We start from the raw sequence: 19249 nt of genomic DNA, 5'->3' as shown, positions 1-19249 counted from the left end.
GCCGCGGTCGGTCCGGGCCGTTCGGGAACCCGCCGCGGGTACGGCCTCGTTGACCCTTGCGAGGGAGCCGGGTCCCGGGCCGCGAGGCGGCCTCCGCCGCTCTCCGGGAAGGACGCGTCATGGTCTTCAGGTACCTCCTCTCGGTACTCGGGACCGGATGTCCCAAGGTGGACACCGTGCTGGACGACCCGCACCGGCGGCCCGGCGAGCTGCTCCAGGGGCGCCTGGAGCTGACCGGGGGCGAGCTGGACTGGGAGGTCGCCGAGGTGGCGCACGTCCTCGTCGCCCGCTTCGGCGACGGCGAGGAGTCGGAGTTCGCCCGGGTGCCCCTCATGGGCGCGATGACCCTGGACGCGGAGCGGCGGCTGGTCGTGCCGTTCGCCTACCGGGTCCCCTGGGCCGCGCCGCCGACCCGCCTGGACGGGACCGACCTGGCCGGGGTCGAGCTGGGCCTGCGCACCGACGTCGTCATAGACGACGCCCTCGACGAGGGCGACCTGGACCCGGTTTACGTCCACCCGCTGCCGCTGCACGAGCGCCTGCTGGAGGGGATGGAGCGCGCCGGGTTCGAGCGGCGCGGCGGGCACGCGGCCCGGGGCGGCCTGCCCGGCGACCCCGGGAGGGCGCGCTTCCACCGGGCGCTGCGCTACACCGACGGCACCGTAGACCTGGACCTGCTGCTGTCCACCGCCGAGGAGGGCGTGGCGGTGGCGTTCGCGGCCGACGGGATGCTGGCGGAGTACGCGGCGGGCCGGGCCGAGCCCCGGTGGTTCCACGCCCGCCACGAGGACGCCGACCGCGAGGACTGGCGGCGCCGCGTGGGCGAGTGGATCGGGTACACCCTGGACCGCGACGGCGACGGCGAGGCGTACGCGCGCAAGGGCGGCGCGGAGGGGTGAGCCCGCGGGCGCCCTCCGGCCCGCCGACGCCCTCCGCCGACCCACCGGTCCCCGCGCCCTGTCGGAGCCCTCCGGCAGGATCGGGGCCATGACCGAGGACACCTTCTGGCTGCTGGTCGACGAGGGCCGCGCCGCCGCCCCCGGCCCGGACCCCGACCACCTGGCCGACCACCTCGTCGGGCTGCTGTCGCGCGGCCCGGTGTTCATGATCACCGGCTTCGCCGAGCGGCTCTCCGAGGCCCTGTACCGGCTGGACCGGCGCGAGTACGGGGAGGACCTGTCCTCCGACGTGTTCCTGTACACCCGCGCGGCGGTCGTCGCCGACGGCCGCGCGGCCTACGAGGAGGTGCTGGCCGACCCGGTGCTCTTCGCCCCCTACGCCGAGGAGCTGATCTGGGCCGAACCGCTGCTCTACGTCCCGGACCGCGCCTACAAGGATTTCACCGGCGAGGAGTGGCAGCGCGAGACCCGGTACTCCTACGAGTCCTACTCCAACCGCGGGGGCTGGACCGGCGGGGCCTGAGCCCGGAACTCCGCGGGGCCGGTGACCAGGGCGACCACCGTGGTCCCCGGGCGCAGGCGGCCGCGGGCGGCCAGGTCGTAGATCCCGGCGAGCATCTTGGCCACGTAGACCCGCTCCGGCTCCAGCCCGTGCCGGTCCCGGAAGTCGTCGATGAACGCCCGCAGCCCGTCCGGGCACCGGGCGTACCCGCCGAAGTGGTAGCCGGTCTCGACCTCCCAGTTCCCGCCGGACACCCCCGCCTCCCGCTGGAGCCGCCGCACCTCGTCGGCGAGGAAGCCCCCGCCCTTCAGCACCGCGAACCCCAGAGCCCGCCGCCCCGGGCCCAGCCCGGCGGCGACCCCGGCGAGGGTGCCCCCGGTGCCGCAGGCGCAGCACAGCACGTCGAAGTCGGTGTCGATCTCCGCGGCGACGGGCACGCACCCCAGCACCGCCTCGGCGTTGCTGCCGCCCTCGGGCAGCAGGTGGAAGTCACCGAACCGCTCGCGCAGCCCCGCGATCACCCCGGGCGTGTGCTTGTTCCGGTAGGTCGCCCGGTCCAGGTGGACCAGCCGCATCCCCTGGGCCGCCGCGTACTCCAGCACGGGGTTGAGCGGCCGGTGCTCCTCCCCGCGGATCACTCCGACGGTCGCGAACCCGCAGGCCCGGCCGGCGGCGGCCACCGCCCGGATGTGGTTGGAGTAGGCGCCGCCGAAGGTCAGCAGGGTCGTGGCCCCGGCCTCGTGCGCCCGCACCAGGTTGCGGTGGAGCTTGCGCCACTTGTTGCCGGGCACCTCGGGGTGGATGAGGTCCTCCCGTTTGATCAGCAGCCGCACCCCGCGCAGCCGGGGGTCGCGGACCTCCTCCAGCGGGGAGGGCAGTCGGGCCGTCAGGTGGCCGCACCCGGTGGACTCCATCCCGCCAGCGTAGGGACCCCGGCGCGGGCGGCGGGACCCGGTCCCGGGGCTCCCTATCCTGGTGGCCATGGCAGAAAACGCCGGCCGGACGCCGTTGAGCGGGGAACTCGCCCAGCGGGTGGTCGATCTCATCGCACCGACGATCAGCCACAACATCAACGTGATGGACGAGCACGGCACGATCATCGCCTGCCTGGACCCCGAACGCCTCGGCACCCTGCACCGTGGCGCCCAGCGGGTCATCGCCGAGGGCCGGCCCGTCCTCATCACCTCGCCCGAACCCGGCACCTCCGACCGGCCCGGCGCCAACGAGCCGCTGGTCATCGACGGCGAGCTGCGCGGCGCCGTGGGCATCACCGGCGATCCCCGGGAGGTCGCCCCGCTCGCCCGTGTGGTGGCGCTGACCGTGCAGCTGCTCATCGCGCAGGAGGACGAGCAGGACGCCGCCACCCGCCGCCACACCGAGGCCCGCGACCTCATCGCCGCCCTGGCCTCGGGCACCGCCTCCGCGGAGTCGGCGCGGGCCCGGTTGGCCGCCGCGGGGCTGGCCCCGCCCTGGTCGCTGGCGCTGTGGACGGCCGGGGCGCCCCGGCCGGACGCGGCCGCGGCCCCGCCGCCGCTGGCCGACACCGCGGTGGCCCGGCTCAACACCGATCTCGGCCACCGGTCGGCCGTGCTGCACGGCGCCCTGTGGCTGGTGGGCTCGGGGGCGGCGCCCGACCTCCCCCTGCCCGCCGGCGTCCGGCACACCGCCACCGAGCCCACCGACGACGTCGAGGCGCTGCTGGCCCACGCCGAGGAGTCGCGGGCGCTGTGCCGCTACGCCGGGCTCATCCCGGTCCTGGGGGACACCGAGCCGTGGTCGCGCGACATCGCCGTGGCCGTGGCCCACCTGCCCCGGCGCAGCCTGGAGCACCTGGCCGGGCGCGCGTCGGTGCTGAGCGAGGCGCAGCGGCGCACCCTGCTGGCGGTGGCGACGACCACCTCCATGCAGGCGGCGGCGGACTCGGTGTACGTCCACCGCAACACGCTGCTCCAGCGGGTGGAGCGGATCCGCGCGACCACGGGGGCGGACATCCGCCGCGCCGACCACCTGGCCGCGTTGCAGATGGCTCTCTACGCGCGTGAAGCCTTGTGCGTTTCGCACACAGACTGAACAAGAAGTCACAGGAAGTCTGGGCGAGACGACGTCGAATCGCACGGGGTTTCTTCTTAGGCTCTCCGACATGTCCAACGCGTTGCACGTACATGACCAGGACTTTCCCGTCCGTGTCGCCATCGTCCCGGACTCCTTCAAGGGCAGCGCCCGGGCCGTGGACGTGGCGGCGGCCATGGAGAGGGGCGTCCGCGACGCCTTCGGCGCGGCGGGCATCGAGGCGACCGTCCACACCCTCCCGTTCGCGGACGGGGGAGAGGGGACCCTCGACGCGCTCCTGGGCGCCTGGGGCGCCGAGGCGCTCACGGTGGACACCACCGACGCCCTCGGCCGACCGGTGCGGGCCCGCTACGGCCTGTCCCCGGACGGCCGGACCGGGGTCATCGAGGCGGCCGAGGCCAACGGCCTGCCGCTGGTCTCCGACGTGCCCCTGCGCCCGCTGACCGCCACCACCCGGGGTATCGGCCCCCTGGTCACGGCTCTGCTGGACGCCGGGGTCGAGGAGATCCTCCTGTGCATCGGGGGATCGGCCACCACCGACGGCGGCACCGGCCTGCTCCGCGCGCTCGGCGCGCGCATGCTGGACCGGGACGGGCGGGAACTCCCCGACGGGGGCGGGAGCCTCACCGAACTGGACCGGTTGGACACCTCCGGGCTCGATCCGCGCGCCCGGGCCGTACGCTGGCGCATCGCCTGCGACGTCACCAACCCCCTCGTCGGCGACCGGGGGGCCGCCGCGGTCTTCGGGCCGCAGAAGGGCGCCGGCCCCGACGACGTGCGCGTTCTGGACGCCGGGCTGGACCGCCTGGCCGAGGTCCTCGCGCAGGCCACCGGCGAGGACGTCCGCGACCGCCCGGGCCTGGGGGCGGCGGGCGGCCTGCCCGCCCCGCTCACGGCCCTGCTGGGCGCCGAGGTCGTCCCCGGGTCCCGCATGGTCGCCGACGTCCTGGACGCCGAACGCCTCATGGCCGCCGCCGACCTCGTCCTGACGGGGGAGGGCCGGTTCGACGGCCAGTCCCTGGGCGGCAAGGTCGTCGACGCGGTCCGCCGACTCGCCCCGGCGGGACGCCCCGTCGTGGTCATCGCCGGAGACGTCTCGGTCACCCCCGAGGAACTCCGGCGGTCGGGCGTCACCGCCGCCTTCTCCACCGCCCGGGGCCCCCGCACCCTGGAACGGATGAGCGAGGAGGTCCTCGCCGACATCGAGTGGACGACCTCCAACTGCTGCCGGCTCCTCGCCCACCACTTCGCATCCCGCACGCCTAAGGAACACCGACCGTGACCTCGTTGCTCATCCTGCTCGTCCTGGTGGCGGCCATCGTGCTCGTCACCGCGCGCTGGAAGGTCAGCCCCTTCCTCGCGCTCATCGGCGCCGCCCTCATCGGGGCCTTCGCCTACCGCATCCCGATGGGCGAGGTCGTCACCACCGTGACGACCGCCTTCGGCAACACCCTGGGCAACATCGGCCTGGTGATCCTGTTCGGCACCATGATCGGCGTGATCCTGGAGCGCTCCGGCGCCGCGATCGCGATGGCCGAGGCGCTGATCAAGGTGCTCGGCACCCGCTTCCCGAACCTGACGATGTCCCTGATCGGCTACATCGTCTCCATCCCGGTGTTCTGCGACTCCGGCTACGTCATCCTCAACTCGCTGCGCAAGGCCGTGACCCTGCGCACCGGCGTGTCCACCCTGGCCACCTCGATCGCGCTGATGACCGGCCTGTACGCCACGCACACCATGGTCCCGCCGACCCCGGGCCCGCTGGCCGCCGCCGAGAACCTCGGCGTCTCCGACAACCTGGGCATGATCATCGCCCTGGGCCTGCCGGTGGCCGCCGTCGCCGCCGTCGCCGGCCTGGTCTTCGCGAGCACGTTCTCCCGCAAGGAGTTCACGCCGCTGCCCGCGGAGAACGACGACGACCTCACCCGGCAGTCCTACGAGGAGCTGCGCGAGAGCTACGGCCGGCTGCCCGGCGCCTTCGTCTCGTTCCTGCCGATCGTGGTGCCGCTGGCTCTGATCTGCACCTCCTCGATCGTCAAGCTGCCGAGCCGCCCGCTCGGCGAGGGGGTCGCCTTCGACGTCCTCGGGTTCCTGGGCACCCCGGTCATCGCCCTCATCATCGGCCTGGCCGTCGCCGTGCTGCTGCTGCGCGGGCACGGCAAGCTGGAGCGCTTCAACGACCACGTCCAGGAGTCGATCCGGGTCTCGGCCCCGATCCTGCTCATCACCGGCGCCGGCGCCGCATTCGGCGGCGTGCTGGCCGCCTCGCCGCTGACCGGCTTCCTGTCGGACAACCTCAGCGGGCTGGGCCTGGGGCTGGCGGTGCCGTTCATCATCGCCGCCGCGCTCAAGACCGCGCAGGGCTCGTCCACGGTGTCGATCGTCAGCACCTCGGCCCTGATCGCGCCGATGCTGGGCTCCCTCGGCCTCGACTCCCCGGAGGGGATGGTCCTGAGCGTGCTGGCGACCGGTGCCGGAGCGATGGTCGTCTCGCACGCCAACGACTCCTACTTCTGGGTCGTCTCCCAGTTGAGCCGGATCCCGGTGGCGACCGCCTACCGGACCCTCAGCGTGGCGACCGCCATCGAGGGCACCGCGGCCTTCGCGACCATCTGGGTGATCGGGCTCTTCCTGCTCTGACCCCGCGTCCGTGAGCTTCGGGCCCCCGCCGTACGGCGGGGGCCCGAAGCGTTCTCCGGAGCCGTCCGGGGCTCCCTCACACGCCCGCCCGCAGGGGCGCGAGGGGGCAGTACTCCCCGAGCAGGCGGCAGACCGCGCCCAGTGCGGCCACGGCGGCCGCCGTGACGGCGAGGACGCCGCCGAACGGCGCGGGCAGCTCCATGGCCAGCACGAGGACGCCCATCACCAGGACGAAGACCCCGAAGCCCCGGCGCAGCGCGGCTTCGGGCACCCGGGAGGCCAGGCGCGTGCCGACCAGCGACCCCGCCACGGCCGCGGCGGTGACGGCGGCGACCAGCGCCCAGTCCGGGCTCACCGAGGCCAGGTAGCCGGTGAGCCCCGCGAAGGACTTCATGGCGATCACGAGCAGGGAGGTCCCCACCGCGACCGGCATGGGCAGGCCGCCGAGCAGTGCCAGGGCGGGCACCACGAGGAAGCCGCCCCCGGCGCCCACCAGCCCGGTCACGGCGCCGACGGCCAGGCCGTCGGCGAGGATGCGCCACAGCGGAGGCTCTCCGCGCCGCTCCCCGCCCCCGGCGGGGGACCCTCTGCCCCGCAGCATGGCGGCGGCGGTGGCGACCATCATGAGCGCGAAGGCCACCATCAGGACGGTGCCGGGTACGTGCCCGCCCGCCAGGCCGCCGAGGAAGGCGCCCCCCATGCCCGCGGCGCCGAAGAGCAGCCCCGTACGCCAGCGGACGTTGCCGCGGCGGGCGTGGGCGAACGCGCCGACCAGCGAGGTGGCGCCGACCACGACCAGCGAGACCGCGATGGCCTCCTTGGGCGGCAGGCCCGCGACGTAGGCCAGCAGCGGGACCATCAGGATGGACCCCCCGCCGCCGAGCAGCCCGAGCGTGAGGCCCACCACCGCGGTGAGGCCGACGACGAGGATCATCGGGAACTCCACACTTCACTCCTTCCGTGGCCGGGACCGGGGCCGCCGGGGCGGCCCCGCCCGGACGGGGCCGCGATGGTCAGGCCGCCGTTCCGGCCGCCGCGGCGCCTCCGCGCGCCCAGTCCGCCCAGCCCGCGTAGCTCCCGTCGAGTTCGACCACGTCGTATCCGGCGCGGCGCAGGGCCGAGGCCGCCACGGAGTTGCGCACGCCCGCCTGGCAGTAGGTCACGATGGTGCCCTCGTCCGGCAGTTCGTCCAGGTGCCACAGGACCCGTCCGGCGCTGAGCCGCCGCGAGCCCGGGATGTGCCCGGCGGCGTGCTCGGCCCGGTCGCGCACGTCCAGGAGGAGCGCCGCCCCCGCGTCCTCCAGGTCCGCCGGGGCGACGACCGCGGGCACCGCCGCTGGCAGTCCCTCCAGGGTGGTGGTGTAGCCGCCGACGCGGTCGATGCCGACCCGCAGCAGGTGGTCGCGCACGTCCCGGGCGGTGTCCGCGTCGGGCACCAGGAGGACCAGCGGCAGGTCCTCGGCCTCGGGGTCGTACGCCCAGGCGCCGTAGGTGGCGGCCTTGGCCGGACCGGGGATGTTGAGCGCCCCGGCGACGGTGCCCCGGTGCACCTCGGTGTGGGGCCGGGTGTCCACGAGGACCGCTCCGCCCGCGCTCAGGGCCGCGGCGATCTCCCCGTTGTCCAGCTCCCGCGGCGGGTCGAGCGGGCCGAGGACCCTCGGGCCCCGCCTGTTCTGCCGCTTCATCCGGGCGAAGTAGGCGTGCGCGTCGGGCTGCCCGTCGAGGAGCTCCGCGACGAACCCCTCCTCGTCACCGTCGCGGAGGTAGGGCGCCCACCAGGCGTTGAGGCGCTCGTACCCGACGGTGGTGGACGGCAGGGCGCCCAGGGCCTTGCCACAGGCGCTGCCGGAGCCGTGCCCGGGGTGGACCTGGACGTGGTCGGGCAGTGCCAGGAAGACGTCGCGCAGGCTCGCGTACAGCAGCCGCGCGCCCTCGAACCGGGTGTCCTCCCCGCCCGCGGCCTCGTCCAGCAGGTCGGGTCGGCCCAGGTCCCCGGCGAAGACGAAGTCGCCGGAGAGCAGGTAGCCGGGGTCGTCGCTGAACGCCCCGTCGGTGACCAGGAACGACAGGTGCTCCGGCGTGTGTCCGGGCGTGTGGCGGGCCCTGACCGTGATGTTACCGACGGTGACGGCGTCCCCGTCGCGGAGGCGCTCGGCCTCGAAGCCGTACTGCCAGTCCGGGCCGCCCTCCCCGGAGACGTGGACGGTGGCGCCGGTCGCCGCCGCGAGTTCGCGGGTGCCGGAGAGGTAGTCGGCGTGGATGTGGGTCTCGGTGACGGCGACGATCCTCATACCGTGGGACCGGGCGAGGTCGAGGTACACGCCGATGTCGCGGCGGGCGTCGACCACGACCGCCTCCCCCGTCGCCTGGCAGCCGATGAGGTAGCCCGCCTGGGCCAGGTCTTCGTCGTAGATGCGTTCCAGCAGCATGGTTCCTCCTGGGTGTGGTGCGGTTCGCTCCCCGGGTACTCCGGGGGGTATGCGGTGGAGCCGGTGCGGCCCCGGTGGTCCGGAAGCGCTCCGGGTGGAAGGGGCGGGCCGTCAGCCGCGGGCGCCGAGCCGCGCGAGCGAGTCCTCGATGTCGATCCGGTTGCGGGGCCGGTTGTAGGGCAGCCGGGCCAGGGCCATGCCCATGGCGCAGGTGTCGGTGACGGCGGCGAAGGCCAGGCCGGCCCCGACGAACCCGGCGACCGCCACCGCGGGCGGCCACAGCAGGGAGGCGAGCACGGAGGCCAGCACGGCACCCCCGGCGACCAGGCGGACCTGGCGCTCCAGGGACCAGCGGGCCCGTCCGCGCACGACCGGCGCGCCCTGGGCCTCCCACGCGTTCATGCCGCCCTCCATGACGACGGTGTCCGCCAGTCCGGCGGCGGCCAGCCTGTCCTGGCACTGCCGGGCCCGGTGCCCGGACTGGCAGACGAGGACCAGGCGGCCGCCGGCGTCGGTGACGATGCGCTCCAGGTGCGCGTCCACGCGCTGGAGCGGCAGATTGATCGCGCCGGGGATGTGCGAGCCCTCGTACTCGGCGGGGGTGCGCACGTCCACGAGCAGGGTGTCGGGGTCGGTCTCGACCAGGCTGCGGACGCTGTGCACGGCGATGGTGCGGTCGGTCATGTGTCTCCTCGTGGTCGGTGTCCGGGGAGGCCGGGTACTCCCGGGGGTATCCGGGAGGCGGATGTCTCCCCGGGGCGCGCTGGAACGGGGCCGTCCCCCGGTCCGCGGCGCACGGGCTGAAAAGTACCCCGGGGGGTATGCGGAGGGCGCACGTGTGCGCCGACCGGGAACCCCCGGGGGTATGCGGAGGGCGTGCCCGTGCCCCGGTTCGGGGACGCGGGCACGCCGGACCGGCGGACCCGCCCGCGTGGGCGGGTCCGTCAGGCCAGGGCCAGGAAGAGCTTCTCCAGCTCGGCCTCGCTCATGGGCGGCTCCTCGCCGCGCTCGCGGGCCGCGTTGCAGTGCCGCAGGCCCGTGGCCACGATCTTGAAGCCGGCCCGGTCCAGGGCACGGGAGACCGCGGCCAGCTGTTGCAGCGTCTCGGTGCAGTCCTCGCCGTTCTCGATCATCGTGATCACGGCGTTGAGCTGGCCCTGGGCCCGCCGCAGGCGGGTCAGGGCGTCTCCGAGCATCTCCGGTTTGAGGTCCATGCTCATCCCCTCTCGCCGCCCAACATACCCCCGGGTGTATGTCGCGTCCAGTCCGGAGGGAGGCGGGTGACCCGTTCCACGGCCTCCGGGGACGCCGGTCACCGGTGCTCCCCGGGACGGCCGACGGTCGCGCTCACCGCGTTGGCCGCCACCACCGCGGCGATGGCCGCCCAGTCCGGCCAGGCCGGTCGCTGGCCCAGGACCACGAGTCCGGCCAGCGCCGCCATCACCGGGTGCACGCTCATGAACAGGCCGAAGAACCGGGCGGGCACCCGCCTCAGCGCGTACAGGTCGCCCAGGAACGGCACCGTGGAGGACAGCAGGCCCGCCGCCACCGCGCACCCCAGCGCCGCCCACGTCGGCGGCTGGTGCCACAGCACCCACACCCCGACCGGGAGGAAGGCCAGCGCGGAGACCCCCGCCGCGGCCGCCGACCCCTCGATCCCCGGCACCCTCCGCCCGACCGTGCGGTTGAGCAGGATGTACGCCGCCCAGCAGGCCGCGGCCGCCAGCGCCAGCACGACCCCCAGGTGGTCGCCGCTGGGCTGCGGCCGCATCAGCACGGCCACCGCGCCCCCGGCGGCCAGCGCGCACACCAGGTCCGTCCACCGGCGCGAGGAGGCCAGGGCCACCGCGAGCGGGCCCAGGAACTCCAGGGTCACCGCCAGCCCCAGCCCGATCCGGTCGACCGCCGAGTACAGCGACAGGTTCATGCACCCGAAGACCAGGCCCATCGCGACGACCGGCCGCCACTGGTCCCGGGTCAGCGTCCGGAGCCGGGGGCGCCCCACCGCGAACAGCACCGCGGCCGCCACCCACTGGCGCACCGCCACCACCCCGGCCGGGCCGATCACCGGGAAGGCCAGCGCCCCCAGCGAGGCGCCCACCTGGTTGGACACCCCGCCGCCCAGCATCACGGCCACACCGGCCAGGCGCCCGCGGCCGTCCCGTCCCGCGCCCGCCGGGCGCACCTCCGTCGACGTCTCCATGCCCGGATCATGCGGCCCGGCCGCGCATGCGCAAAATGCATGCGACGCCCCTCGCATACGCTGATCGTATGGATGTCGAGCTGCGTCACCTGCGCTGCCTGGTCGCCATCGCCGACACCGGGACCTTCACCGACGCCGCCCTCCACCTGGGCGTCTCCCAGGCCGCGGTGTCCCGGGGCCTGGCCGCCCTGGAACGGGCGCTGGGCACCCGGCTGCTGCACCGCACCAGCCGCGAGGTCACGCCCACCGCCGCCGGGCGGCGGGTGCTGGCCCGCGCCAGGACCGTCCTGGCCGAGGTCGACGACCTGGTCACCGAGGCCACCAGCGGCCACCGCCGGCTGCGCCTGGGCCACGCCTGGTCGGCGGTCGGGCGGCACACCCGCAGGTTCCAGCGGCTGTGGGCCGAACGCCACCCCGACGTGGAGCTGCACCTGGTCCGCACCAACACCCCCACCGCGGGGCTGGCCGAGGGCGCCTGCGACCTGGCCGTGGTGCGCGCGGCCGTGGACGGGCGCCGGTTCGACGGCGCGGTCGTGGGGCACGAACGCCGTGTCTGCGCCATGGCCTCCGACGACCCCTGGGCCCGGCGGCGCTCCGTGCGCCTCGCGGAGATCGCCGACCGGCGCGTCCTCGTCGACCGCCGCACCGGCACCACCACCGCCCACCTGTGGCCCGCCGACCGGCGGCCCGCGCTGGAGCACACCCAGGACATCGACGACTGGCTGGCCGAGATCGCCACCGGCCGCTGCGTCGGCATCACCGCCGAGGGCACGGTCGCCCAGTACCGCCGCGACGGGGTCGTGTTCCGGCCGGTGCGCGACGCCCCGGCCATCCCGGTCCGGGCGATCTGGCGGCCGCACGACCCGCACCCCGCCGCCTTCGCCGCGGTCGCCCTGCTCGCCGAGGTGTACGGGCAGGCGCCGCCCCCGCTCCCCGCCACGGCGGGACGGGCTACGGCTTCGGGGTGAGCCGGCCCAGGCCGGACAGCGCGCCGGTGACGTCGGCGCCGCCGCCGTTCAGGGCCGAGTCCAGGAAGGCCAGGCAGGCCGCCTCGGTGATCCGGGCCGTCTCCTCCCGCCCCAGCGACCCCACCAGGGAGGGCAGAGGCGGCAGCAGGAACGGGGAGTCGCTGAACCCCAGGTGCGCCGTTCCCGGCACGGTGAGCTCGTACCCGGGTCCGGCGGAGGCCGCGAAGGCCGCGTCCAGCTCCCGGGCGTAGCGGGCGTCGCCCTCCTCGCTGCCGGTCCCGGACGCGGCCACCAGGGCCAGCAGCGGCTGCGGGAGGGAGGCGTCGGCGGACAGCCGCGGCAGGCCGTCCAGGTTCACGACCGCGTGGTAGCGCGGGTCGTCCTCGGCCGCCAGCAGGGCGGCCGCCCCGCCCAGGGAGTGCCCCGCCACGGCCACGCGGCCGGGGTCGGCCAGCCCGGCCGGCGGGCCGCCGTCCGCCTCCAGCAGCCGGACCAGTGCCAGGTCCAGGTCGGCGGCGCGGATGTCCGCCCACTCCCGGGCCAGCCGGTCGTCCCGTGCCGGGTCGCCGGTGGCCGCCACCGCTCCGCGCACCTCGGTGCCGTCGTCGAGGACCACCACCGCCGAGTCGTAGGGGTGGTCCAGGGCCGCCACCACGTAGCCGTGGGAGGCCAGGCCCTCCGCCCACACCGTGTTCTGGGTGCGCACGCCGCCCAGCCCCGGGGAGAAGAGCACCACCGGGTGCGGGCCTGCGGCGGGCGCGGCACCGGTGACCGCTCGGGCGCGGGCGGCGGCCGCGTCGGAGAACACGAACCCCGGCAGGCCGAACCCCGCGGCCAGCCCCTCGGCCACGGTCTTCGCCTCGGCGGCGTCGCGCCCCAGGTAGGCCGATGGCGCACGGTCCCCGGCGCCGTCCGGGGCGGCCGGGTACCAGACCCGGGCCACGACCACCCGGTGGTCCCGCGGGTCGTCGGTCCAGGTCTCCTCCCGGTCGGGGTCCTCCCACTGCACGGTGACCGCGCCGACCGGGTACGGCCCGGAGGGCTCGGGGAAGGCCGGGACCGGGACCGACCAGGCGGCCAGCCCGCCCGCCCCCGCCGCGCCCAGGCAGGACGCCAGGACCAGTGCCGACGCGGCGGCCCGCAGGGCCGGGCGGCGCACCGGCCGCGGCCCCCGCAGGCGCAGGGCCCCCAGGAGGAGGGCGGCGAGCGCGCCCGCAGCGATCGGGAGCCACTGCCAGCGGGGTCCGGCCGGGACCCCGGCCGCGGTGCAGGCCGCCACCAGGGCCATCCCCGAGACGACCGCCGGCCGGCGGACCCGCTCCGGCAGGCACAGGGTGAGCAGCAGCAGGGCGATCGCCCCCAGGAGCAGGGCCTCCGGCCAGGTCATGGACGTCCCCTCGGGTCACGCCGGACCGGCCCCGGCGGCGGTCCCGCGATGACACTACGAGCGGGTGCGGGAGCGGCGCATCGGCCCCGGGGAGGTGGTCGCAGGCGCGGGCCCCGACGATCGTCGCCGACGAAGGTCGGCCGCACGGGCGGGCCCCGGGACCCCGCCCGGACGGCGGCCGGTTCCCCGGCCGCCCCGTGGCGTTCCGCGATCCCTCCCCGGGGCACTGGTGTACTCGCAGGCAGCGGCCGGCCGGCGGCCGCGGACGAGAAGGAGGAGCACCCCATGGAGTTCGCCGAGCACCAGCAGGAGATCCTGCGCAAGCCCGCGTTCGGGCACGTGGCCACCCTGGGACCGGACGGTGAACCGCAGGTCAGCCCGGTGTGGGTCGACTGGGACGGGGAGTACCTGAGCTTCAGCCAGACCACCACCCGGCAGAAGCTCAAGAACCTCGCCCGGGACGGCCGGGTGGCGGTCTCCGTCCTCGACCCCGACAACCCCTACATGTACGTGGAGGTGCGCGGAGTGGTCGACCGGGTGGACGAGGACCCGGACAAGTCCTTCATCGACCGGATGGCCCACAAGTACCTCGGCACCCCGTATCCCTGGCACAGTGACGAGGAGAGGCGTGTCGTCGTCCGCGTCCGCCCCGAGCGGTTCGTCGGACGCTGACCGGACACGCGGTCCGCCGGGCCGCACGGTGGGCGCCGGGCTCGGGAGAGGAGCGTTACAGGTGACCGGGGAACGGAGGGAGGAGGAGCGGATGGGGCTGCGCGAGCGCAAGAAGGCGGCCACACGGCGCGCCCTCCGGGAGGCCGCCGTGCGGCTCACACTCGAACACGGCCTCGAGAACGTCACGGTGGAGGAGATCGCCGCCGACGTCGGGGTCTCCACACGGACCTTCTTCAACTACTTCGGGACGAAGGAGGAGGCCCTCCTGGGCGAGCTGCCCCGGGAGGTGGACGAGAGCGCCGCCCGGGAGTTCGCCTCGGGCGGCCCCACCGGGGACTTCACCGACGACCTCGTCGGGCTGCTCATCGCGTTCCTCCTCGACGTCGACGACCTCCCCGCCCAGCGGGAGGAGATGGGGCTGCGCAAGCGGCTGATGGACCGCGAGCCCCAGCTCGTCCCCGGCGTGCTGGCCAGGTTCCACGACATGGAGCAGGTGCTGGCGCGGGCGATCGCCGGGCGCCTGGGCGAGCCTCCCGAGTCGGACCGGGCCCAGCTGGCCGCCGTGACCGCGATGGCCGTCATGCGGCACACCATGCGCCGGCTGCACTATTCCGAGGAGGAGGACGCCGAGGGCATCCGCGCCCGGGTCCGCGACTCGTTCAGTGTCCTGGGCGAGGTCTACGGCCGCCGCTGAGCCGGGCCGCGGCGGCCGCCGTTCGTCGTACCCGGCCCGTAGTGTGCTCCATGACTCACCGGTCCGGGGGGAACGGCGGGCGCGTCGGCCGCGTCTCATCGCCGGGCACCCCGCCGGGGTGTCCCCGGGCCCCGTCAGGGGCGTCGGGGGGATGTCAGGGACGCTCCAGGGCTCTCCCCGATGGGCAGCGGCGCCGCGGGCGGGCAGGCTGAGGATATGAACGAGAAACTCCAGGGCAAGCGCTTCCGGCGCAGCAACGACAACCGCTTCCTGGCCGGTGTGTGCGGCGGTATCGCCGACTACCTCGGCATCGACGCCAACATCGTCCGCCTCGTTTTCGTCGTCCTCACCGTGCTCGGCTTCAGCGGCGTCTTCGTGTACATCCTCGCGCTGCTGATCATGCCGGCCGAGGGCGAGCAGCACTCGCTGCTCGAACAGATCATCCGAAACTTCCAGGGAAAGCCGGGACAGAACTGATGTGGAGCCTGCGAGCACATCCGGGTTGGGAACGACGCGACCTCCGGGCCCAGCGGCCCGACCACGAGGCCGAGGAGGAGCGCGAGAACCCCGGCGAGTGCCGCGCCGACGCCGCGGGCCGTCGGCCCCGGTCCTAGGGACGTTCCCGGGCCGGGGACCGGCGCCCCGCGGCGGACGGCCGCGGAGCGCGGGGCCGGACCCCTGGTCAGGCCGGGGCTTCGCTCTCCTGCATCCTGCGCGTGACCTCGTCGCTCATCCGCGACCAGGGCAGGGCCAGCAGCAGCGCGAACACGATGCCCAGCACACCCGCGCCGACCACGACCGTTCCGGTGCCGAAGAACTCCGCGAAGAAGCCGCCCGCCAGGATGCCCAGTCCCTGGGAGACCTGTAGACCCGCGGCGACCAGGCCGAAGGCCCGCGCCCGGCCGTCCGGCGGGACGCACAGCACGAACGCGGCGTTGGCCACGAACTGGTAGGAGGCGGTGGCGCCGGACGCCGCCAGCGCGACCACCATGAGCCACAGCGGCGGGTCGAACAGCCACACCAGCAGGGGCACCGACGCCAGCACGGCCAGCGGGCCCAGCAGCCGGAGCCGGGTCACCGGCGGCACCAGGCGGGTCAGCACCAGGCCGCCCACGAGGGCGCCGATCGACGTCCCCGCCATCACGACGCCGGCCGCGGTCTCACCGCCGCCCGCCTCGGCCGCCAGCGGGGTCGCCAACCCGTAGGGGACCATGTAGAGCCCGGCCAGCCAGGCCATCAGGGCCAGCGTGCGCAGCCGGGGGTCGCCGAAGACCAGCCTGGCCCCGCCGGCGACCACCGTCGCGAAACCGCCGCCCTCCTCCTTCTCCGTGCGCTCGGGGGCGGGCCGCGCCTTGACCCCGAACCGCACGATGAGCGCGGTCACGACGAACAGCGCCCCGTTGCACATCACGGTGGTGTGCGGTCCGAACAGGCCCGAGGTGAAGCCCCCGGCCATGAAGCCCACCAGGATCCCGACCTGGGCGGTGAGCTGGATGATCGCCGTGCTGGCGACGTAGCGCTCGCCCTGGATGATCTCGGACAGCATGGCGGCGCGGGCGGCGGCGAAGGGGAGCGCGGGCAGCACCGAGCAGAACAGCAGCAGCCAGACCGCCCACAGCGGCAGTCCCGGGATGCCGATGGAGACGATGAGCACGGCGCGCAGGAGGTCGCAGACCACCATCACCCGGCGGCGGGGGAAGAGGTCGGCCAGCCCGGAGAGGAACGGCCCGGCGATGAGCGGGGGGAGGAAGCCGAGGGCGATGGTGAAACCCGCGGCCAGGGGCGAGCCGGTGATCTGGTAGACGAGGATGCTCGCCGCGATGTTGAGGAGGTTGGTGCCGATGGTGGCGATGGTGTGGGCCGACCAGATGGCACGGAACTCCCCGAGCGCCATGACCTCGCGATAGCTGCTGCGCCAAGCGTCCTTCTGGGGGGAAGACGGGGGCTCGTGGCCCTCGTCGTCAGGTGTCTTGTCGAGGCGCGGATTGGCCATCCGGCACTCCCTTACTGTTACAGGGTTGAAATCACGCTGTGTCGTGTCCCAATGACCAACCGTCCCGGAACGTGAGCTTCCTCGCAAGGCGTTGCAAGGAATTCGTGTCTGATTCGTTGCTGGGGGTAATGGATCGTCGGGTCACAGGGCCTTGATCCCTATCGGTACTCGGAGCCGTTTCCACCGCTCGCTGTGGAAACGCCGAAAAGACAGGGGATCCGGGGTGCGCGCCAGTAGTCCGCGGCCGCGGATCCGTGTACGGAGAGCGCTCGGAGCGGTACCCGGTCCCCTCCGGGGGTGGGGGTTTCGGTCGGTCGCGCAGCGCCCATCAGGGCGACCCTGATCAGCCCCAGCCCAGCTCGTGCAGGCGTTCGTCGTCAATACCGAAATGGTGCGCGATCTCGTGGACGACCGTGATCAGGACTTCTTCGACGACGTCCTCCCGGGTCTCGCAGATCGCGCAGATGCCGAGCCGGTAGATGAAGATCTGGTCCGGCAGCACGCCGAAGTAGGAATCCCCCCGCTCGGTCAGCGGAATTCCCTCGTAGAGGCCGAGCAGCCCGTCGGGCGACTCGTCCTGGACGGTGATCACCACGTTGTCCATGAGGCCCGCCAGCTCCGGCGGGATCTGGTCGAGCGCGTCGGCGACCAGTTCCTCGAACTCCCTGCGCGTCAGTTCCACCACAACCGCCATTGTGCCGCCCGGGCGCCGCCCCGCCGACCCCGCGTCCGGGGGCGGGATCGACATAACACTCTGGTCGGGAGGAAACGTTGGGAACGGTCCCCGTCAGCGGCATGATGGGGGGGTGTTGTCTTGGGAAGCGATCCGCGCGTACGACTTCCGCGGCGCCGCCCGGCGCCTCCGCGAGGCCCTGTCCCGGATACGGGCCGGCCGGGCCTGGCGCTGGAGCTGCGTCGTCGTCGCGGGCCTGGTCGGCGGATGGCTCGGTCTGGCGCTGGCCGGCCAGGTCGTCACCCCGATCGGACCCGCGGACGTCACCCTGAGCCTCAGCCCCCAGTGGCGGGGCGAGACCGTCGTCAACGTGGCGCCCCTGGGGCAGCTCGCCTTCGACACCCACAGCGCGCCGCTGCGGCTGGAGGCGACCATCTCCGACATCCGGCTCTCCGCGGCCCAGGAGATGTTCGCCGACCCCGACGCCATCAACCGGATGGCCGCCGGGATCGGCTCCGACCTGCGCGAGGGGGTCATCGCCCTGGTGGTCCGGTCGATCCTCGCCGCGGCGCTGGGCGCGGCCGTCATGGGCCTGCTGCTGTTCCGCAACGCGTGGCGGGCGCTGGCCGGGGCCGGGGTCTGCCTGGCGGTCCTGGCCGGGTCCGGGGCGGCCGCCGGGTACACCTTCAACCCGAGCGCCATCGCCGAGCCCCGCTACACCGGCCTGATCGCGGGCGCCCCCCAGGTCGTCGGCAGCGCCGAGGAGGTCGTGGGCCGGTTCAACGAGTACCAGGAGCAGCTCGCCGGGCTGGTCGGCAACGTCGCGATGATCTACGAGGCGACCTCGGGCCTGCCGGTGTACGAGGAGGACGAGACGGTCATCCGGGTGCTGCACGTGTCCGACATCCAGCTCAACCCGGCGTCGTGGAGCATCATCCGCACCCTGCGGGAGCAGTACGCCGTCGACTTCATCGTGGACTCCGGCGACCTCACCGACCGGGGCAGCGCCGCCGAGGACGTGTTCGCCGACGAGATCGGCGAGCTCGACGTCCCCTACGTGTGGGTGCGCGGGCAGCACGACTCCATGGGCACCCAGCGCGCGGTGGCGGCCCAGCCCAACGCCGTGGTGCTGGACGGGGAGATCCGCGAGGTCGGCGGGCTCACCCTGTACGGGGCGGGGGACCCGCGGTACACGCCCGACGCGACCCGGCTCAACCCGACGGCCGAAGGCGTGGCCGCGCTCGGCGAGGAGCAGGCGGCGGAGGTCATCGGGAGCCGGGAGGAGGTCGACCTCGCCCTCCTGCACACGCAGACGCAGGCGGCGGCGTTCGACGGGGTCGTCCCGCTGGTGCTCACCGGCGGCGACCACCTGCGCTCCACCCGGGTCTCCGACGAGGGCACCCGGTTCCTCGTCCAGGGCTCCACCGGCGGCGCCGGGCTGCGTGGCCTTGATCACGGCCGGGGGCGGCCGACCCCGTACCAGGCCTCGGTGCTGTACTTCGACGCCGAGACCGGGCGGCTGCAGGCCCGCGACGACATCGACCTGGGCGGGCTCGGGCTGACGTCGGCCCAGGTCGAACGCCACATCGAGGCCGACCCGGACCGGCCGGTGGGCGAGCCCTCGCCGGACGCCGACGAGGAGTCCGACGATGGCGGACGGGACCGCTGAACAGCCCGTACGGACGGCGTCGCCGCAGGTCGGGACGCTTTCCCCGGAGTGGGCAAATCGCTTTGGTGTTGGTGGGAATCTCCCCTATGCTGGACCTGTCACACGGGCCCCCATCGTCTAGCGGCCTAGGACGCCGCCCTTTCAAGGCGGTAGCGCGGGTTCGAATCCCGTTGGGGGTACGAGGCGGTTCGACCACTGTCGGATGTCTGGCAGAATGGAACCGCGGACGCGGACCGGGGAGCCCCGGGAAGCGACCGAAACCAGGTCCTGTGGAGCAGTTAGGAGTGCTCGCCACCCTGTCAAGGTGGAGGCCGCGGGTTCAAATCCCGTCAGGACCGCGCTCGCCGATCTCTCGGCGGTACGGCTAGGTAGCTCAGTTGGTACGAGCGTCCGCCTGAAAAGCGGAAGGTCGGCGGTTCGACCCCGCCCCTAGCCACACACACTGAGCAG

At 74.4% G+C, this 19249-nt stretch carries 19 protein-coding genes and 3 tRNA genes; 13 read left to right on the top strand and 9 right to left on the bottom strand.

Translation table 11 applies throughout. The features are described from left to right. The first annotated feature begins 119 nt into the window (after positions 1-119). Entirely contained in the window at positions 120-899 is a 780-nt protein-coding gene (locus ACFVNO_RS25150) for a sporulation protein (RefSeq protein ID WP_355267281.1), read from the top strand. 88 nt (positions 900-987) lie between these two features. Then, complete coding sequence (locus ACFVNO_RS25145) at positions 988-1422, top strand: DUF4240 domain-containing protein (protein WP_378896104.1); 435 nt, start codon at positions 988-990, stop codon at positions 1420-1422. Here ACFVNO_RS25145 and ACFVNO_RS25140 read toward each other — a convergent pair. Then, complete coding sequence (locus ACFVNO_RS25140) at positions 1386-2315, bottom strand: 1-aminocyclopropane-1-carboxylate deaminase/D-cysteine desulfhydrase (RefSeq protein WP_378896102.1); 930 nt, start codon at positions 2313-2315, stop codon at positions 1386-1388. The genes ACFVNO_RS25145 and ACFVNO_RS25140 overlap by 37 nt on opposite strands. Positions 2316-2382: 67 nt before the next feature. On the opposite strand from ACFVNO_RS25140, the gene ACFVNO_RS25135 reads away from it, so the two are divergent. From ACFVNO_RS25135 to ACFVNO_RS25125, 3 genes are all read left to right on the top strand, one after another. Beyond that, complete coding sequence (locus ACFVNO_RS25135; protein WP_355267290.1) at positions 2383-3471, top strand: sugar diacid recognition domain-containing protein; 1089 nt, start codon at positions 2383-2385, stop codon at positions 3469-3471. Positions 3472-3541: 70 nt separating this feature from the next. Then, on the top strand, positions 3542-4753 hold the full coding sequence (locus tag ACFVNO_RS25130) for a glycerate kinase (protein WP_378896100.1): 1212 nt from the start codon (positions 3542-3544) through the stop codon (positions 4751-4753). Further along, a complete protein-coding gene (locus tag ACFVNO_RS25125; protein WP_355267295.1) occupies positions 4750-6111 on the top strand; it encodes a GntP family permease in 1362 nt (453 codons plus the stop codon). Before ACFVNO_RS25130 ends, ACFVNO_RS25125 begins: the two co-directional genes overlap by 4 nt. Positions 6112-6187: 76 nt before the next feature. Here the strand turns inward: ACFVNO_RS25125 and ACFVNO_RS25120 are convergent, their stop codons facing one another. The 5 genes from ACFVNO_RS25120 to ACFVNO_RS25100 form a co-directional block, all read right to left on the bottom strand. Next, positions 6188-7057: a sulfite exporter TauE/SafE family protein gene (locus ACFVNO_RS25120; protein WP_355267298.1), complete on the bottom strand. Its 870-nt coding sequence runs from the start codon at positions 7055-7057 to the stop codon at positions 6188-6190. 67 nt (positions 7058-7124) lie between these two features. After that, complete coding sequence (locus ACFVNO_RS25115) at positions 7125-8540, bottom strand: MBL fold metallo-hydrolase (protein ID WP_355267301.1); 1416 nt, start codon at positions 8538-8540, stop codon at positions 7125-7127. Between the two features lie 111 nt (positions 8541-8651). Continuing rightward, the gene (locus tag ACFVNO_RS25110) at positions 8652-9224 is read right to left on the bottom strand and encodes a rhodanese-like domain-containing protein (protein WP_355267304.1); all 573 of its coding nucleotides are present in this window, start codon (positions 9222-9224) and stop codon (positions 8652-8654) included. A gap of 260 nt (positions 9225-9484) precedes the next feature. Continuing rightward, on the bottom strand, positions 9485-9754 hold the full coding sequence (locus tag ACFVNO_RS25105) for a metal-sensitive transcriptional regulator (RefSeq protein WP_220563631.1): 270 nt from the start codon (positions 9752-9754) through the stop codon (positions 9485-9487). Between the two features lie 98 nt (positions 9755-9852). After that, positions 9853-10743, bottom strand: a complete 891-nt coding sequence (locus ACFVNO_RS25100; protein ID WP_355267307.1) for an EamA family transporter — start codon at positions 10741-10743, stop codon at positions 9853-9855. Positions 10744-10811: 68 nt separating this feature from the next. Here ACFVNO_RS25100 and ACFVNO_RS25095 point away from each other — a divergent pair, with 68 nt between their 5' ends. Further along, positions 10812-11711, top strand: coding sequence for a LysR family transcriptional regulator (locus tag ACFVNO_RS25095; RefSeq protein ID WP_378896096.1), 900 nt, complete (start codon positions 10812-10814; stop codon positions 11709-11711). Here ACFVNO_RS25095 and ACFVNO_RS25090 read toward each other — a convergent pair. Continuing rightward, a complete protein-coding gene (locus tag ACFVNO_RS25090) occupies positions 11695-13098 on the bottom strand; it encodes an alpha/beta hydrolase family protein (protein WP_378896094.1) in 1404 nt (467 codons plus the stop codon). The two genes, ACFVNO_RS25095 and ACFVNO_RS25090, sit on opposite strands and share 17 nt — an antisense overlap. Before the next feature lie 285 nt (positions 13099-13383). On the opposite strand from ACFVNO_RS25090, the gene ACFVNO_RS25085 reads away from it, so the two are divergent. The 3 genes from ACFVNO_RS25085 (at position 13384) to ACFVNO_RS25075 (ending at position 14941) form a co-directional block, all read left to right on the top strand. Then, complete coding sequence (locus ACFVNO_RS25085; RefSeq protein ID WP_355267316.1) at positions 13384-13770, top strand: PPOX class F420-dependent oxidoreductase; 387 nt, start codon at positions 13384-13386, stop codon at positions 13768-13770. A 91-nt stretch (positions 13771-13861) separates the two neighbouring features. Next, positions 13862-14464 (top strand): TetR/AcrR family transcriptional regulator, encoded by a 603-nt coding sequence (locus tag ACFVNO_RS25080; RefSeq protein ID WP_355267382.1) that lies wholly within the window; start codon positions 13862-13864, stop codon positions 14462-14464. Between the two features lie 216 nt (positions 14465-14680). Further along, complete coding sequence (locus ACFVNO_RS25075; protein WP_220563627.1) at positions 14681-14941, top strand: PspC domain-containing protein; 261 nt, start codon at positions 14681-14683, stop codon at positions 14939-14941. Positions 14942-15146: 205 nt separating this feature from the next. Here ACFVNO_RS25075 and ACFVNO_RS25070 read toward each other — a convergent pair whose 3' ends face one another. Both ACFVNO_RS25070 and ACFVNO_RS25065 read right to left on the bottom strand, forming a co-directional pair. Further along, on the bottom strand, positions 15147-16457 hold the full coding sequence (locus ACFVNO_RS25070) for an MFS transporter (protein ID WP_355267319.1): 1311 nt from the start codon (positions 16455-16457) through the stop codon (positions 15147-15149). A 343-nt stretch (positions 16458-16800) separates the two neighbouring features. Next, a complete protein-coding gene (locus ACFVNO_RS25065) occupies positions 16801-17151 on the bottom strand; it encodes a metallopeptidase family protein (RefSeq protein ID WP_220563625.1) in 351 nt (116 codons plus the stop codon). 115 nt (positions 17152-17266) lie between these two features. Here ACFVNO_RS25065 and ACFVNO_RS25060 point away from each other — a divergent pair, with 115 nt between their 5' ends. The 4 genes from ACFVNO_RS25060 (at position 17267) to ACFVNO_RS25045 (ending at position 19235) form a co-directional block, all read left to right on the top strand. Beyond that, positions 17267-18799: a metallophosphoesterase gene (locus ACFVNO_RS25060; RefSeq protein WP_378896226.1), complete on the top strand. Its 1533-nt coding sequence runs from the start codon at positions 17267-17269 to the stop codon at positions 18797-18799. Positions 18800-18905: 106 nt separating this feature from the next. After that, a tRNA-Glu gene (locus tag ACFVNO_RS25055) sits at positions 18906-18978 on the top strand. An 84-nt stretch (positions 18979-19062) separates the two neighbouring features. Beyond that, positions 19063-19137: transfer RNA gene (locus ACFVNO_RS25050), tRNA-Asp, on the top strand. A gap of 24 nt (positions 19138-19161) precedes the next feature. Then, a tRNA-Phe gene (locus tag ACFVNO_RS25045) sits at positions 19162-19235 on the top strand. The last annotated feature ends 14 nt before the right edge of the window (positions 19236-19249 follow it).

The organism is Nocardiopsis sp. NPDC057823 (assembly GCF_042797335.1).
Lineage (GTDB): Bacteria > Actinomycetota > Actinomycetes > Streptosporangiales > Streptosporangiaceae > Nocardiopsis > Nocardiopsis changdeensis.
The sequence above is the reverse complement of the archived record's forward strand: the minus strand, read 5'-3'. Positions and strand labels throughout refer to the sequence as shown.

Coding starts and splice junctions, on each gene's coding strand:
- ACFVNO_RS25150 (WP_355267281.1), top strand. CDS start 120: ATGGTCTTCAGGTACCTCCTCTCGGTACTCGGGACCGGATGTCCCAAG.
- ACFVNO_RS25145 (WP_378896104.1), top strand. CDS start 988: ATGACCGAGGACACCTTCTGGCTGCTGGTCGACGAGGGCCGCGCCGCC.
- ACFVNO_RS25140 (WP_378896102.1), bottom strand. CDS start 2,315: ATGGAGTCCACCGGGTGCGGCCACCTGACGGCCCGACTGCCCTCCCCG.
- ACFVNO_RS25135 (WP_355267290.1), top strand. CDS start 2,383: ATGGCAGAAAACGCCGGCCGGACGCCGTTGAGCGGGGAACTCGCCCAG.
- ACFVNO_RS25130 (WP_378896100.1), top strand. CDS start 3,542: ATGTCCAACGCGTTGCACGTACATGACCAGGACTTTCCCGTCCGTGTC.
- ACFVNO_RS25115 (WP_355267301.1), bottom strand. CDS start 8,540: ATGCTGCTGGAACGCATCTACGACGAAGACCTGGCCCAGGCGGGCTAC.
- ACFVNO_RS25110 (WP_355267304.1), bottom strand. CDS start 9,224: ATGACCGACCGCACCATCGCCGTGCACAGCGTCCGCAGCCTGGTCGAG.
- ACFVNO_RS25105 (WP_220563631.1), bottom strand. CDS start 9,754: ATGGACCTCAAACCGGAGATGCTCGGAGACGCCCTGACCCGCCTGCGG.
- ACFVNO_RS25100 (WP_355267307.1), bottom strand. CDS start 10,743: ATGGAGACGTCGACGGAGGTGCGCCCGGCGGGCGCGGGACGGGACGGC.
- ACFVNO_RS25095 (WP_378896096.1), top strand. CDS start 10,812: ATGGATGTCGAGCTGCGTCACCTGCGCTGCCTGGTCGCCATCGCCGAC.
- ACFVNO_RS25090 (WP_378896094.1), bottom strand. CDS start 13,098: ATGACCTGGCCGGAGGCCCTGCTCCTGGGGGCGATCGCCCTGCTGCTG.
- ACFVNO_RS25085 (WP_355267316.1), top strand. CDS start 13,384: ATGGAGTTCGCCGAGCACCAGCAGGAGATCCTGCGCAAGCCCGCGTTC.
- ACFVNO_RS25080 (WP_355267382.1), top strand. CDS start 13,862: ATGGGGCTGCGCGAGCGCAAGAAGGCGGCCACACGGCGCGCCCTCCGG.
- ACFVNO_RS25075 (WP_220563627.1), top strand. CDS start 14,681: ATGAACGAGAAACTCCAGGGCAAGCGCTTCCGGCGCAGCAACGACAAC.
- ACFVNO_RS25070 (WP_355267319.1), bottom strand. CDS start 16,457: ATGGCCAATCCGCGCCTCGACAAGACACCTGACGACGAGGGCCACGAG.
- ACFVNO_RS25065 (WP_220563625.1), bottom strand. CDS start 17,151: ATGGCGGTTGTGGTGGAACTGACGCGCAGGGAGTTCGAGGAACTGGTC.